Source organism: Sorangium sp. So ce119, assembly GCF_051524405.1.
GTDB classification, from domain to species: domain Bacteria; phylum Myxococcota_A; class Polyangia; order Polyangiales; family Polyangiaceae; genus Sorangium; species Sorangium cellulosum_G.
Window position 1 is genome coordinate 5,934,974 of record NZ_CP150310.1, and the last position, 13,914, is coordinate 5,948,887.

At 70.1% G+C, this 13,914-nt stretch carries 11 protein-coding genes; 4 read left to right on the top strand and 7 right to left on the bottom strand.

Features of this window, described 5'->3' with window-relative positions; genetic code table 11:
• Nucleotides 1-10: 10 nt before the first annotated feature.
• Nucleotides 11-1,090, bottom strand: a complete 1,080-nt coding sequence (locus WME76_RS22345) for a matrixin family metalloprotease (protein ID WP_437954315.1) — start codon at nt 1,088-1,090, stop codon at nt 11-13.
• Between the two features lie 115 nt (nt 1,091-1,205).
• Here WME76_RS22345 and lspA point away from each other — a divergent pair, with 115 nt between their 5' ends.
• Complete coding sequence (gene lspA, locus WME76_RS22350; protein WP_437954316.1) at nt 1,206-1,682, top strand: signal peptidase II; 477 nt, start codon at nt 1,206-1,208, stop codon at nt 1,680-1,682.
• Between the two features lie 97 nt (nt 1,683-1,779).
• Here the strand turns inward: lspA and WME76_RS22355 are convergent, their stop codons facing one another.
• Nucleotides 1,780-3,693: a CotH kinase family protein gene (locus WME76_RS22355; protein WP_437954317.1), complete on the bottom strand. Its 1,914-nt coding sequence runs from the start codon at nt 3,691-3,693 to the stop codon at nt 1,780-1,782.
• A gap of 632 nt (nt 3,694-4,325) precedes the next feature.
• Here WME76_RS22355 and WME76_RS22360 point away from each other — a divergent pair.
• On the top strand, nt 4,326-4,502 hold the full coding sequence (locus WME76_RS22360; RefSeq protein WP_437954318.1) for a hypothetical protein: 177 nt from the start codon (nt 4,326-4,328) through the stop codon (nt 4,500-4,502).
• Between the two features lie 154 nt (nt 4,503-4,656).
• Here the strand turns inward: WME76_RS22360 and WME76_RS22365 are convergent, their stop codons facing one another.
• The 5 genes from WME76_RS22365 to WME76_RS22385 form a co-directional block, all read right to left on the bottom strand.
• Nucleotides 4,657-5,016, bottom strand: a complete 360-nt coding sequence (locus WME76_RS22365; RefSeq protein WP_437954319.1) for an FHA domain-containing protein — start codon at nt 5,014-5,016, stop codon at nt 4,657-4,659.
• A gap of 18 nt (nt 5,017-5,034) precedes the next feature.
• Nucleotides 5,035-5,694, bottom strand: coding sequence for a hypothetical protein (locus WME76_RS22370; RefSeq protein ID WP_437954320.1), 660 nt, complete (start codon nt 5,692-5,694; stop codon nt 5,035-5,037).
• 291 nt (nt 5,695-5,985) lie between these two features.
• The gene (locus WME76_RS22375) at nt 5,986-7,758 is read right to left on the bottom strand and encodes a glucuronyl esterase domain-containing protein (RefSeq protein ID WP_437954321.1); all 1,773 of its coding nucleotides are present in this window, start codon (nt 7,756-7,758) and stop codon (nt 5,986-5,988) included.
• Between the two features lie 556 nt (nt 7,759-8,314).
• Entirely contained in the window at nt 8,315-8,779 is a 465-nt protein-coding gene (locus tag WME76_RS22380; RefSeq protein WP_437954322.1) for a DUF3565 domain-containing protein, read from the bottom strand.
• 188 nt (nt 8,780-8,967) lie between these two features.
• Nucleotides 8,968-10,170, bottom strand: a complete 1,203-nt coding sequence (locus WME76_RS22385) for a glucuronyl esterase domain-containing protein (protein ID WP_437954323.1) — start codon at nt 10,168-10,170, stop codon at nt 8,968-8,970.
• A gap of 1,098 nt (nt 10,171-11,268) precedes the next feature.
• Here WME76_RS22385 and WME76_RS22390 point away from each other — a divergent pair.
• Both WME76_RS22390 and WME76_RS22395 read left to right on the top strand, forming a co-directional pair.
• A complete protein-coding gene (locus WME76_RS22390; protein ID WP_437954324.1) occupies nt 11,269-12,273 on the top strand; it encodes a VOC family protein in 1,005 nt (334 codons plus the stop codon).
• A 129-nt stretch (nt 12,274-12,402) separates the two neighbouring features.
• A complete protein-coding gene (locus WME76_RS22395) occupies nt 12,403-13,809 on the top strand; it encodes an MBL fold metallo-hydrolase (protein WP_437954325.1) in 1,407 nt (468 codons plus the stop codon).
• Nucleotides 13,810-13,914: the final 105 nt, after the last annotated feature.

Genomic DNA, 13,914 nt, shown 5'->3' on the forward strand with positions numbered 1-13,914 from the left:
ACAGCGTGGGTCAACGCTCCGTCGCTCGCCCGCGTCCCCGGCGCCGCGCGGCCATCGCGATCGCCGCCGCGCTCAGCCCACCGAGCCAGCCGGGGCGGCCGCCTCCGCCGCGGGGCATCGCCCCGAGGCTGCAGCCCGTGACCTGCTCCGCGCCACACTCGGGCGAGAACCCGTGCCTCGGGATCGGGTTGCACGCCACCGGGTCGATCTCTGCAGGCGGGAACAGGGCGCAGATCCCGTTGATGTCGTCCTGCTCGATCGAGCGGAACGCGAGCTCGTCGACGCCGCCAAAGGAGGTGACCATCGTCGCCCCTTCGTGCTGAGTGTGCGAGAGCCCGAGAAAGTGCCCCATCTCGTGGGTCACGACCGCCAGCAAATCGTGGCTCGATCCCCTGGAGGCGCCGCACCCGTCGTCCTTGCCGCCGCTCTCCCGATCGAACGCGATGTCCGGGTTGAGCTGGTAGCACGCCGTGTTCATCTCGACGTCCGCGTTGTAGACCTCCCCGTCCACGGTGCTGAAGATCTGCGTCGTCAGCGCGATCTGCTCCGGGCTCCGCTGCCAGCGCGCATCGCGGAACGTGAACACGTTCGCGTTGCCCGCCCGGACGTTGTACTCCACGTCGCCGCACGAGACATCGCCCATGTACTGCACGGCGAAGCCGGGCTTTCCCCCGCCCGGGCACTCCGCGTTCGCCCAGGTGGCGAACGCCTCGTCCACCGTCCTCCGGATCGTCTCGAGATCGAAATACTTCGAGCCGTCGTCGTCGATGGCGTACCCCATGCACGTGCGATTCCACCGGATGGTCGAGCACGTCCACTTCGCCTCCGGCGGGCTGGTACACGGCTTGTCGTTGGGCGGCGGCGGGCAGGTCTGGCCCCACTGGCACGTGCTCGGGCAGGTCTCGATCGGATCGCACCGGTAATACGCGGTGACGCAGCCCGGCTTCTTCTGCCCTATCTCCTCGTCCGTGCACTCGGAAGAGACGCACGTCTCCGTCACGCAGTAGGCGCGCGCGCTCGATGGCCACGCGGCGATGCCGGCGACCGCGAGCGCGGCGAACGTGAATCGGTCCAGCGCAGGCGAGCCCATGCGGAACATGCGGAGAGGAGAGCCCGGCACAGCCTCCGGCGCAAGCGCTCGACCAGTTACCGGCGGGAACAGGCAGCCGCGGCCGTGCGTTCCGGCGGCCATGGCGCGACGCGTGATGAGCTGGGTCCTGATCCTGTTCACGGTGGCCCTGGTGGGGTGCGATCACGCGACCAAGGCGGTCGCGCAGGCCGCGCTCGAGCGGCGAGGGCCCCTGTCGATCGTGCCGGGGGTGCTCGATCTCCGCTACGCCGAGAACCGCGACATGGCCTTCAGCCTGCTCCGCGGCATCCAGTCGCCGGCCAAGGTGGCGTTCCTCTTCGCGTGGTCGATGGTCGCCCTCGGCGTGGTGATCCTGGGCTGGTGGCGCAGCCGCCGCGGCTCGGTGGCCGAGCAGGCCGCGTACGCGCTCATCGTCGCCGGCGCGATCGGGAACGCGATCGATCGCGCCGTCCGCGGGTACGTCATCGACTTCATCCACCTGCATCGCTGGCCGGTGTTCAACGTCGCCGACATCGCCATCGTGGCGGGCGGCGTCCTGCTCGGGATCGTGATGTTCCAGCGTGCGCGCCGGGAGCCGCGCGAGGCGTCCTGAGCCTCTCCGCTGGCCGCCCGGCGTCACGCAAACCAGTACAGCGCTGGCCGCAATCCCCTTGTCGTGATCGCTGACGCCCCGGTCGGCCCGCGCCGTGTCACGGCAAGTTGGCGTCCATCCAGGCGAGTCGGGCCAGGAGGAAGTCGTGCATGACCTGGAGCTGCCCCTCCCACGTGGGCGCGGTGGGGCCGCCGAGGAAGCCGGTGCTCGACGTGATGATGCTCGACACCGGCCACCTGGCGAAATCGCGGACCACGGCCCGCTCGAGCGGCGCGCTCAGGGTATCCATGCGATGCTCGATCGCGGCCTCGGACAGGAGCGTCTCGCGGAGCTCCGCGTAGCGCGTCCTCACCTGCGCCATGAACGCCGGGTCTCCGGTGAGCTTCTGGTACCAGTTGTTGACGTTCCTCCGGCCGCTGAAGCGCCAGCCGGTGTCGCTCGCCGATTGCGGCGTCGCGCTCTGGGCGCCCACGCCGCCGAGCGCGAAGTTGTAGTCCCACAGCGGGCCGGCCTTGAGCTTCTCATCGCGATCCTTGTGGTAATAGGCGCTCCGCACGTACGCGTCCACGTTGAGCGTCAGCTCGTTGATGATCAGGTAATCGATGAACGACGGCACGTCGATGTACGCCGTGTAATCACCGATGGGCGTCTGATGCAGGCCGTCGTGGAACTGCTGGATGTACTGCGTCAGCCAGGTCGCCTGCTCGGCGTTCAGGGGATCGGGATCCACCACCTCGAGATCGACCCAGCACGTGCCGGCCGGACGACCGCCGCCGCCGCCAAAGCCGAACCCCGGGAGGGGATCCGAGCCCGTGCACGTGAGCTTCGGCTCCTCGGCGGCCGCCTGGTCGAACTTGAAGATGTAGCCGCCGCTGATGTCGGGCAGCTCCCGATCCTCCTCCTCGAGCTGCTTGAGATCGGTGCGGACCTTGTTGTTCTTGATCGTCTCCGAGACCCAGTAGATGCCCTGGTAATCCGCTTCGCCGATCGCGTGCGCCTCGTAGTTCAGGTAGACCTCGGCGAACTCGTTGCGCGGCGTCTGGAGGCCCATCTCCCGGCCGAGGCCGTAGGTGAACGGATTGCGGATCAACGTGCGGTCGTAGTACGGCGGGATCAGCGCCCAGTCCGAGTCGGCGGGCATGCCCAGCACCGCGTAGTCGAGGTCCTTGTTGCGGTTGTCCCACAGCTCGAGCTTGTACGGCGTCTGCGGAAAGGACCGCGACGACTGGCCACGCACGTGGTAGCCCCCGCGCATCGCCATCGTGGGCAGCGAGGCCATCGAGGCGACGCCGTCGACCGGCTCCCAGATCATCACCGCCGCGTCGAAGTAGACTTCTTTATCGGTCGGCTTGCCCTTGCCGTAACCGTCCACGATCATGATGGGAATGTCGGACGTCGCGTCGATGGTGCGCGCGATGTAGAGGCCCGTGCTCACCGCGCCCGACGCGGCGCCCCCCACGAACGCCTGCGCGCGAACCTGCGTGGTGGCCGTGAGGATCACCGGCTCGCCCGTGTACAGCGTGGAGTCCGCGGTCGGCAGCTGCCCGTCCACCGTGTAGCGGATCTCGGCCCCCTCGATGGTCGTCGTCATCCCGACCTGGATCTGGTCCCTGAATGTCTGGCTCGGTGTGGAGAACGCGACATCCCCGATCAAGGGCTCAGTCTCTGATGGGGTGTCGTCGCCACCCGATCCGCCGGTCCCGGTCGCCTCACCGCCCGAGCCGCCGGTCCCGGCCGTCTCGCCGCCAGAGCCGCCGGTCCCGGCCGTCTCGCCGCCCGAGCCGCCGGTCCCGGCCGTCTCGCCGCCAGAGCCGCCGGTCCCGGCCGTCTCGCCGCCAGAGCCGCCGGTCCCGGCCGTCTCGCCGCCAGAGCCGCCGGTCCCGGCCGTCTCGCCGCCCGAGCCGCCGGTCCCGGTCGTCTCACCGGTCCCTGCCGCGGCCCCGCCGCCCAGGCCGCCAGACGACGCGGAGCCGCCACCCACCGCGCCCGAGGTGCTCGATGAGCTTGCCACCGTCGCGCCTCCGGCGCCCTCCTGCGGTATCGCCTCCGGTGCTGGGGCACATGCAACGCCCAGCGCGAGGATCGCGACCGAGATGGATCCGTGAAGCCCGGCAAAGCGTGCGCGTCGGACCAAGATGATATTTTCCACAGTTGGCCTCATCCGAAGTTCAAGACTTCGTCATCCTACTGACACACAGGGTTCCAGCGCTACCCGTTTCTCGCCCGGCGCGGGACGCGGCTCCTTCAATGCACGGGGGAGTTATTGATACAGCGTCGCTTTCCCAGGAGAACGGAGAAACTCCCCTGCCGTCGCCCAGCGCGGGCGCAGGGCCTCGTTCTGGCGGCTGGACGAGGGCGCGTCCGGGGATCGCCCTGATGGACGACGCCCGGAGCAACGAACGCAACGTCGTTGCACGCTCGACGCTCGCCCGCGCCGCCGGCGTCGGGCGAGCGCAACACCGGTCTGCGCAGGCGCAACACGGGCGCAACAGACGCAACGCGCGGAACCGCGCGGCCCCCTCGAACCGCTGCTGAAACGAGCTGCGGCCGCGTGCGTCCGGGACTCGCACGAGCCGTGTACTGGCGGACGGCGCTCCTCGGGGGCGATTCGCCGCCTCACGAGGCCGATCCGAGAGGTATTCCATGAGACGAGTCCTGAAGAATTGCTTCATTGCAGCGGCATCCATCCTTGCGATCGCGGCCGCCGCCGAGCCCGCGTCGGCCCGCTCCGCCCCGGCGACCTATGGCAAGCCGCTCCTGGCCACCGACGCGAACTGCTTCTCGCTGTCGTCCTACGGCACGGTGACCTATGCCGGCTGAACGTGGTCGAGTGGTGATCGTGGTCGGGTGGTGATCGACGGGGCGCGGGGGCGCGGTCGCCCCCGCGCCCCGTTCAACCTCGGAGCGCGGAGGACGTCATGAGGACATGGGTTGTTCCCGTCGCGCTGGCCCTGATGGGCGGCGCGATCATCGTTCAGATCGTGGATGGCGGGCGGCAGCGCTCGGAGCTCGAGGCGCTCCGCGCCAGCCTGCCTGCGCCGACCGGCGCCGCGGAGGTGAATCGAGAGCACACGTGGCTCTTCATGTCGACGAGCTGCACCTCGCCGTCGACGACGAGGAACTTCGCGTGCCGCCGCGACGCCGCGGCGGCGGTGACGCAGATCTCCGCGTCGGTGGAGCGGCCGACGAAGAGCACCCCCTCCCTGGGCAGCGGGCACCGCCGCGACGAGGACCCGTCGATCACCAGGAGATAGGCGGCGGCATCCAGGTCGCCGCCGGAGGGCTCGCCTCGGTGGAGGCTCTGGGTCTTCGCGCTCGACGGCGACTTGCTCACCGTGTCGCCCGCCGCGCCTCACGGACAGCGCGGTGCGGTGTACTCGCCGCTCGGATCGACGTCCCAGAACCCGTTGAAGGTGACCCGGAACCGCACCTCGGCCTCGTCGATGGCGAGGATCTCGAGCGTGCCCGGTCCGATCGACCCACCTCCCCCGCCGCACTCGTCCGACCCCGGAGCGTGGGGTTCGCCTGTCACGCTCATCCCGCTGTAGTACATGAGCCCGGGATCCTCCAGGTCATAGACCCCGACATGCTGGTAGGCGCTCGGCAGCACGATACGCATCTCCCAGTGCCCGCCGCAGGTCAGGCGCGCCATCGGCGAGCCGCACGACTCGCCGAGATCCGACACACGCAGGAAGAGGTCGCTGGGATCGAGCTCCGCGTCGCCGCCCCCGGCGCTCGAGCTCGTCCCGACGTCATCCTGGCTCGCCCAGTACTCGTCCCAGAGCACGTCCTGCTGCGCGCGCGTCAGCGCGATGGCCGGCAGCGGATCGCCCGGCACAGCGCCGCCATCCGAGCCGCCGCAGCCCGCGTGGACCGCCGAGCCGTCCTCGCCGGACGGGTCGACGGGATCGGTCGCGCCACCCTCGTTCGTGCCGCCATCGATGAAGGTCACATCACAGGCAGTCAGCAGGAGGGGCACCAGGACACCAAGCATCGAGATGAGTCTGGTCATGGTGCCCTCGAATGCAGGACCAGCGCCAACCTGGAGGCAGGGAGAAGCCGCGGCAAATAGCGTCGCCGAGCGGGTGTGTGTGCCATGGTTGTGCCAGCGTGCGCCTTGGCGCGCCGGCGCCGGCCAGCCGATTGTGCCGCTGGCGCCCCTCGGGTGCGCGCCGCTGCGATGCGTGCGCCGGCGGGGCGCCAGCGCACGCCGGCCATCAGGGGGCGAGGGCCGCTGGCCGCCGCGGCCGGAGGTCCGATCGTCCAGTCGCCTGCGTGGCCAGGCGACCCTGCGCCGAGAGCGTTACTCGAGGCGCGGCGCCGTCCACCGCATCCACCGCGCCAGGTCGGCCCGGGCCCCGTCGCTCTTCAGCACGTTGGTGTCGCCGGTGCCGCCTCCGACGAGGAACTTCTTCACGTACGCCTCGAGCATCGCCCGCTGCGCGGAGGGGAACTGGCAGTGCTGGTGCCCCCCGAGCTGCCAGTAGCCCATCCTGTCGGGCACGCCGAGCCCCTCCCAGATCGCGTGGGCGATGGACCCTGCCGTGAAGGTGCTGTCGATGCCGAGCCAATCGATCTTGTTGTCGAGCACGAGCAGCGCGCGCGGCGCGACGAGCCCCATGACCATGTGATGATCGAAGGGGAGGTTGTTCACCCTGCTGCCGAAGTTCGACCCGAAGTTCGCGCGGAACCAGGGCTGCTCGCCGGCCGCGCTGGACAGGGTCTGCACGTTCTCCCCGGCGTTCTTTCCTGCCTGCGAGACGCGCCAGCTCGCCGAGCCTCCGGCGCCCGACTCCTGGGGGATCGTCAGCGCGATGCGCTCGTCGAACGCGCCCGCCGTGAGCGCGCCCTTGCCGTTCCGCGAGCACCCCGTCACGGCGATGCGCTTCGGGTCGATGTTGGCTCCCGGGGTCTTCTCGAGCGCGTCGATGATCCGGCTGATACCCCAGGCCCACGCGATCATCGAGCTGGCCGCGTGGCTGCTGCCGTGCAGGTCATAGAACTTGCCCGTCCCGCGCGAGCCGCCGCCGCTCTGGGCGCCCATCTCGTTGTTGTTGAAGTCGGCCGTCGCGACGCCGTTCGAGGTGAATACGCTCGTGTCCAGGTTGTTGCCGCCGATGCCGATGACGAGCGGAATCGGGCCCGAGGGCGCCCCGGCAGGCCGGTTGATGTCGATGCCGAAGGAGATGCTCTTCGATGCCTCGCTGACGTTGACCGTCAGCCTCCTCCCCGAGAACGCACCCGTGACCTTGTCCTTGGACGTCATGGGCTTCGGTCCGGACTCATACTCCTCGACCTGCGCCTTGATCTCTGCGCGTCGGCATGCCCACTCCGACTTCCTCGTGATCCGCGAACCGCTCACGTTCAGGAACGGATCCTGATGGGTCTCGAAGGCCGGGAGGGACGACGCCGCAGGCAGCGTCGGCCTGGGGCAGCTCGCGCCGCTGTCCTCGACGGCGCCTGAGCCGCCGCCGCCGCCTCCTCCTCCTCCTCCCGCGCCGCCGCTGCCGCCCGCGCCGCCGGAGCCGCCCGCGCCGCCGGAGCCGCCCGCCCCGCCCGCGCCGCCGCCGCCGCCCGTCCCCGAGCTGCTGCTCGACGACGCGCTCGAGCTGCTGCTCGACGACGCGCTCGAGCTGCTGCTCGACGACGCGCTCGAGCTGCTGCTCGACGAGGAGGAAGCGCCCGTGCCGCCGGTGCCGCTGACCGATGCGATCGAAGGCCGCCCTGAGCCGCTGCCGCAGAACCCCCACTCCGCCGTCTGGCCCGCAGCCAGCGTTCCGTTGTGGGCCACGTTTCTCGCAGTGAACTGCCCGCTCCCCGGCGTGACGTTCACGTTCCACGGCGTGCTGTTCGTCGAGCCGTTGAGCGCCACGACCACGCTCCAGCCGGTGACGGCCCTGCGGCCCGTGACCTTCACGTTCGCGCAGTAGCCGCTCCCCCAATCCGACTGAATCGCGAGCACCGCATCCACCGAGCCGTCCGCGCTGAGCACGGCGGAGTCCAGCAGGTCGAATTCTTCATCCTCGATGGGCTCGACGGTGCACGCGAGCATACCGAAGGCCAACGAAGCGGACATGTAGCCAAGCAGGCGAGTGACGCGCATTAAGATTCTCCAGGATAAGGTCGGTCGAGCCGCAGGCTTCTACTCGAAACGGAGTGATCAACAAGCGAAGCGCCTGCGAGCGCCACCGAGCCATGGTTAGAGTCCAAGATTCCCGGCAACCTCGCTTTTGATCACGGCTGCATTCGCGGGCCTGCGCCGACCCCATGCCCGGCAACCACGACGATCGTCGGAGATGGACTCACATGCGAACCCCCGGCGCGACAGAGGCCTACACCAGAGAAAGGAAGCGGAACCTGGATGCGCAGCCGCAAAAAGCAAGTCATCCCGGCAGCTGCGTACAGTCACGTTGCGCGCATGGGCTCGGGCGTGGAACCGTGTGAGGCCCGTTCACTCTCCTGGAAAAACAACGATGTATCGAGAATCGGTGCGTGCACCGACGAGCGCATCGACGGGGCCCTCTTCGGGCCACACCCGCTGGAGCTCGTCTCGCGCGAGGCTGCGCGGTGCTCCTCCGCCTCCGCGGCGCAGGGCGGGCCTGAGCGCTCCGCCGGCCCCCCGGCCGAGCGGATCACCCTCCCTTGCGGTGAAACTCCACGAAGAACCGCACTGGACCGTCGGGGTCGACGTGGTGCAGCACCTCGGGCACGACGATCCCGGGGGATCCCGGGTCCAGCCGCATCTCTCGACCGCCGAGGCCGTCGATGTGATAGCGGAGCCGCCCCGAGACGACGTGGATGACGCCCCACACACCGGGCTTTGTCGCGTGGTTCTTTCTCAGACCGCCCGGGATCGTGCCCTCGTCGAACTCTGCCGTTCGTTTGTACGCGACCAGCCCGTCGGGCATCTCCAGCCGATCGCAGCGCACGCAGTCGAGCTCGGTTCCGAGCATGGACGCGCGGCCCTCGGGCGTGAGCACCCAGGGGCGCAGGAAGAAGGGCGGGTTGTGACGGACGTGCTGGCCATGGCCACAGCCCAGCTCGGCGACCCAGTCGCTCGCGTCGTCCTGATGGTAGCCCGTCACCGCTCGGCGCATCACGTCGGTCTACCCGGTCCGAGGCCGGGCGTCACGCCGGCCTCCGCCGACGCGCAGAACGTCCCCGCGCGCGTGGCGGGCGCGGGCACGCGCTCCCCCTGGAGGCCGCCGGCCGCCCTGGGGGAGACCAAGGCCGAGCTGCGGCGAGCTCAGGCGCCGGGTCCACGACGCAAGAGCGAGCAGGGCGCTCACTCGAGGCTCGGCGGCGTCCACTCCATCCACCGGTCCAGGTCGGCCGTCGCCCCATCGCTCTCGAGCACGTGGGTGTCGTCGGTGCCGCCCCCGACGAGGAACTTCCTTACGTACGCCTCGAGCATCGCCCGCTGCGCGGCCGGGAACTGGCAGTGTTCGTGGCCCCCGAGCTGCCAGTAGCCCATCATGTCGGGCACGCCGAGCCCCTCCCAGATCGCGTGGGCGATGGATCCAGCCGTGAAGGTGCTGTCGATGCCGAGCCAATCGATCTCGTTGTCGAGGACGAGCAGCGCGCGCGGCGCGACGAGCCCCATGACCATGTGATGATCGAAGGGGAGATTGTTCACCCTGCTGCCGAAGTTCGCGCCGAAGTCCGCGCGGAACCAGGGCTGCTCACCGGCCGCATGGGACAGGGTCTGCACGTTCTCCCCCGCGTTGCTCGCTGCCTGCGAGGCGCGCCAGCTCGCCGAGCCTCCGGCGCCCGACTCCTGGGGGATGGTCAGCGCGATGCGCTCGTCGAACGCGCCCGCCGTGAGCGCGCCTTTTCCATCCCGCGAACACCCCGTCACGGCGATGCGCCGCGGGTCGATGTTGGCCGCCGGGGTCTTCTCCAGCGCGTCGATGATCCGGCTGACCCCCCAGGCCCACGCGATCATCGAGCTGGCCGGGTGATCCTTGCCATACAGGTCATAGAACTTGCCCGTTCCGCGCGAGCCGCCGCCGCTCTGGGCGCCGATCTCGTTGTTGTTGAAGACCGCCGTCGCGACGCCGTTCGAGCTGAACACGCTCGAGTCCAGGGTGATGAAGCCAAAGCCCGCGAGGCTGATGAGGAGCGGGATCGGGCCGGAAGGCGCCCCGGCAGGCGCGTTGATGTCGATCGAGAAGGAGACGCTCTTCGCGCCCTCCTTGACGTCGATGCTCAGCGTCTTGCCCGAGAACGCGCCCGTGACGTTCTCCCTGGCGACTGAGGGCTTCGGCCCGGACTCATACTCCTCGACCTGCGCCTTGATCTCCGCGCGTCGACACGCCCATTCCGACCTCTTCGTGATGCGTGAGCCGTCCAGCATCAGGAACGGATCGTGATGGGTCTCGTACGCCGGGAGAGCCGATGCGGCAGGCAACGTCGGCTTTGCGCAGCGCGCGCCGCTGTCCTCGACGGAGCCGACCCCGTCGGCGCCGCCGGATCCACTTCCACCCACGCCCCCGCTTCCTTCATCACCGCCTGTGCCCGCGCCCGGACCGCTCGCGGGGGAGTCGCTGCTCCCCGTGCTCGGGCCTGCCCCGCCGCCCGCGTCCGACGATCCGGCGGAGGTGCCTGACCCGCACGCCACGAGCAGCGGTAGCAAGGCGGTTCCGGTGAGCAGTTTGGACGTGATCGGTCGAAAGGGCATCGCTGGCCTCGCTGGGTCGACAGGGCTCGGCATGGGCGTGCTCGAACGGTCGTGCCGCGTCTCCCCCACCGGGAACACCGGACCGCGCTTCGAACACTCTTCTTGCAGCTCCAGACCGAATTCTACCGGTCCTGGCGCGGAGCCCGGTCAAGAAAAATTCAGGCCTGTTCGCTACTCGCGTCCTGTCGCGAGAGCAGCGATCCTCGTTGGTTCTCGCCCTTATGCCCACCTCGGCGCCGCCCAAGAAGGCGCCTCCGTCGTATGCTCCTTGACACCGACGTCTCGCTCTCCACGACCGGGCCTCGACGTGCTGTGTGGCGTGGATGGATGATCCGGCTCTCCGTGGCCAGACGTCTGGCTCTCCGTGGCCAGACGTCTGGCTCTCCGTGGCCAGACGTCTGGCCAGCGCCGCGATCGGGTCACGCTGGGACGGTTCATCAGCCGCCGCCCGCCGCATGCTGCCACGGAGCCCTCCGTGAGGAGGCCCCCCCGCCTACCCCCTCCCCTCGGCGCCGCGCGCGCCCTACAGCACCGGGTGACGCGGTCGCAAGCCATGGCCGCCGCTGCATCGTCCGTCCTGCGCCTCCAGGGCCGCGGAGAGCCGGTCTTCCCCGGCGATCCGCGCTTCGACGCGCTGGCGGGCCTGTTCCCGCCGTTTCAAGGCGTCCGGTCGGTGATCCGCGTCGCGCTCGAGCGCATCGCCACGTCGTGCGGCTACGCCGTGCCGCACATGGCGTACGAGGGGAGCGGGACACGCTGTCGAAATGGGCAGAGCGGAAGGGGCCAGAGGGCCTCTCGCGCTACCGCCTCGAGAAGAACACGACGAGCATCGACGGACTGCCGGGCTTGCCCCTCTCCGACGACGGTGGCAACGTACCGAGCGCCCGGAACCGGAGGTGACCCGCCATGCGTCATGACATCGATCACCTGCACCACGTCGGCCATATCGTGCGTGACATGGAGGAAGGCCTCGCGCTCTACCGGCGGCTCGGCTTCCGTCTGTCGCCGCCCGCCTATCCCATGCTGTCTCCCAGGGAGGGCGAGCCTCCCCGTCCGTTCGGCGCGACGAACACCCACGCCAACTTCCCGCGCAGCTTCGTCGAGCTCGTGAGCTGCATCGACAACGACGATCCCGACCGCCTCCCGAGCGACGCAAAGCGCATCCCCCTCCAGGCTCCCCCGGAGCACCTGGCGCGGATCACCGAGTCCATCCGCAGCACCGTCGCCAGGCTCGTCGCGTGCCTCGCTCGATTCCAGGGCTTGCACATCCTCGTGTTCGAGACCCCCGACGCCGACGCCGCCGCCGGCCGGCTGAGCGCGGAGGGCGTCCGTCACGGGGGCGTCATCACCGTGCGACGCCCGGTGGACACCGCGAACGGGACACGGATGGAGCCGATCCGGCTCCTCGAGCTCGACAGCCCCGCCCCGGACGAGACCGGGGCAGTCAGCGTGGCCGAAGGGAGGATCGCGATCGCGGAGAACCCGGCGGCGGCGCTGCTCGAGGCGCAGCCCGACATCGATCATCCGAACGGCGCGGTGGATCTGGTCGAGTCGGTGCTCTGCGTCGCCCGATCCGCCTTGCCCGAGGTCGAGCGCCGCTACGAGAAGTACCTCGGCCGCCCCGCGCGCGCCGACGGGCCGGCGCGCGTCTTCGATCTCGATGGCTCCCGGGTCACCCTCGTCGCCGACGCCGACCTGGAGGCGATCCTGCCGGGCGAGCGAGCGCCCGCGCTGCCGGCGTTCGTCGCCTACGCGGTCGCGGTGCGGGACATCGGCGTCGCGCGGCATCTGCTGGAGGAGAACGGGTTCCCGTTGAAGCGGTCGGCCTCCGGCGACCTCTTCGTCCCCGCCGCCGCGGCGCTCGGCGCCGCGATCCTCTTCCGGGAGAGCGCGCGCCGCCCGGCGCGATGAAGCGGGTGACATCGACCGCCGAGGGCACCCGCCTCGAGGCGGCGCAGGCGAAGCCTGCGACGTGGCAATCCAGCTTCAACGCGTCGAATCAGCGGGCTTTCTCGGCTTCGCCGGCACTATCATCGCCCCGTGCACCTCGAGTTCATCGGCGCCGCCCGGACCGTCACCGGATCCATGCACCTCCTGAGGACGCGTGACGCCACCGTCCTCCTCGACTGCGGCCTCTACCAGGGCCGACGCGCCGAGTCCTTCGAGCGCAACCGCCACCTGCCCCTCCCGGTCCACGAGATCGACGCCGTCGTCCTCTCCCACGCTCACATCGATCACTCCGGCGCCCTGCCGAGCCTCGTGAAGAGCGGCTACGAAGGCCCGATCTACGCGACCCCCGCCACGCGCGACCTCGCGGCCGTCATGCTGCGCGACGCCGCCGCGATCCAGGTCTCCGACGCGCGTTACCTCAACCGCCGCGCCGAGGAGCAGGGGAGCGACGCGCCGCGCGTCGAGCCGCTCTACGACGACGACGACGCGGTCGAGGCGATCGCCCGCTTCATCGCCGCGCCTTACCATCAGCCGATCTCCATCGCGCCGGGCGTGCGGCTCACCTTCCTCGACGCGGGCCACGTGCTCGGCAGCGCCGTCTCGCTGCTCGACGTCGTGGAGGGCGACGCGCACAAGCGCGTCGCCTACACGGGTGATCTCGGCCGCCACGGGCGCCCGATCTTGCGCGATCCCGAGGTCGCCGAGCGCGCGGACCTGCTCGTCTGCGAGAGCACCTACGGCGATCGCCTCCACGAGGGGACGGATGAGCTCGACGAGGATCTCGCGCGCGTCGTCCGGCGGACGGCCGAGCGCGGCGGCAAGCTCTATATCCCCACGTTCGCGCTCGAGCGCGCGCAGGAGGTGATCTTCGCGCTCAAGAAGCTCCGCCGGTCCGGCCGCATCCCTCAGCTCCCGGTCTACGTCGACTCGCCGCTCACGGTGAAGATCACCGACGTCTTCCGGCTCCACCCCGAGTGCTTCGACGTCGAGACCCGCGCGCTCCTCCGCAGCGCGGGCTCGCCCTTCGACTTCGAGGACCTGCGCTACGTGGAGGACGTCGCGGACTCGAAGGCGATCGACGCCGAGCCCGGGCCCTCGATCGTCCTCGCGGCGAGCGGCATGTGCGAGGCGGGCAGGATCCTTCACCACCTGAAGTCCGGGATCGAGGATCCGAAGAGCACCGTGCTCATCGTCGGTTATCAGGCGCAGCACACGCTCGGGCGGAGGCTGGTCGAGCAGCGATCGCGGGTGAAGATCTTCGGCGTCGAGCGGGAGCGGCGGGCCGAGGTCGTGGTCCTCAACGGCTTCAGCGCGCACGCGGATCAGGGCGACCTGCTCCGCTACGCGGATCGCTGCCGCGAGCGCGGCCCGCTCGGCAAGATCGCGCTCGTGCACGGCGACCCACGGCCGCAGGAGGTCCTCGCGCGCCTGCTCCGCGCGCGCGGGCACGGCGAGGTCGTGATCCCGGCGCCCGGCGATCGCCTGGAGATCGCCTGATCGAAGCGCGCGCCCCGGGGCCCGCTTCCATCGCCAGACGAAGCCTGCATCGAAGCTGAACCCATCTGGCCCGGCCAATGGCGATGCGCCGCTCGAGCGGCGCAT

Bases quoted from the DNA above. Each gene is read 5' to 3' on its own strand.
- WME76_RS22345 (WP_437954315.1), bottom strand. From the start codon at position 1,090: ATGGGCTCGCCTGCGCTGGACCGATTCACGTTCGCCGCGCTCGCGGTC.
- lspA (WP_437954316.1), top strand. From the start codon at position 1,206: ATGAGCTGGGTCCTGATCCTGTTCACGGTGGCCCTGGTGGGGTGCGAT.
- WME76_RS22360 (WP_437954318.1), top strand. From the start codon at position 4,326: ATGAGACGAGTCCTGAAGAATTGCTTCATTGCAGCGGCATCCATCCTT.
- WME76_RS22370 (WP_437954320.1), bottom strand. From the start codon at position 5,694: ATGACCAGACTCATCTCGATGCTTGGTGTCCTGGTGCCCCTCCTGCTG.
- WME76_RS22375 (WP_437954321.1), bottom strand. From the start codon at position 7,758: ATGTCCGCTTCGTTGGCCTTCGGTATGCTCGCGTGCACCGTCGAGCCC.
- WME76_RS22380 (WP_437954322.1), bottom strand. From the start codon at position 8,779: ATGCGCCGAGCGGTGACGGGCTACCATCAGGACGACGCGAGCGACTGG.
- WME76_RS22390 (WP_437954324.1), top strand. From the start codon at position 11,269: ATGCGTCATGACATCGATCACCTGCACCACGTCGGCCATATCGTGCGT.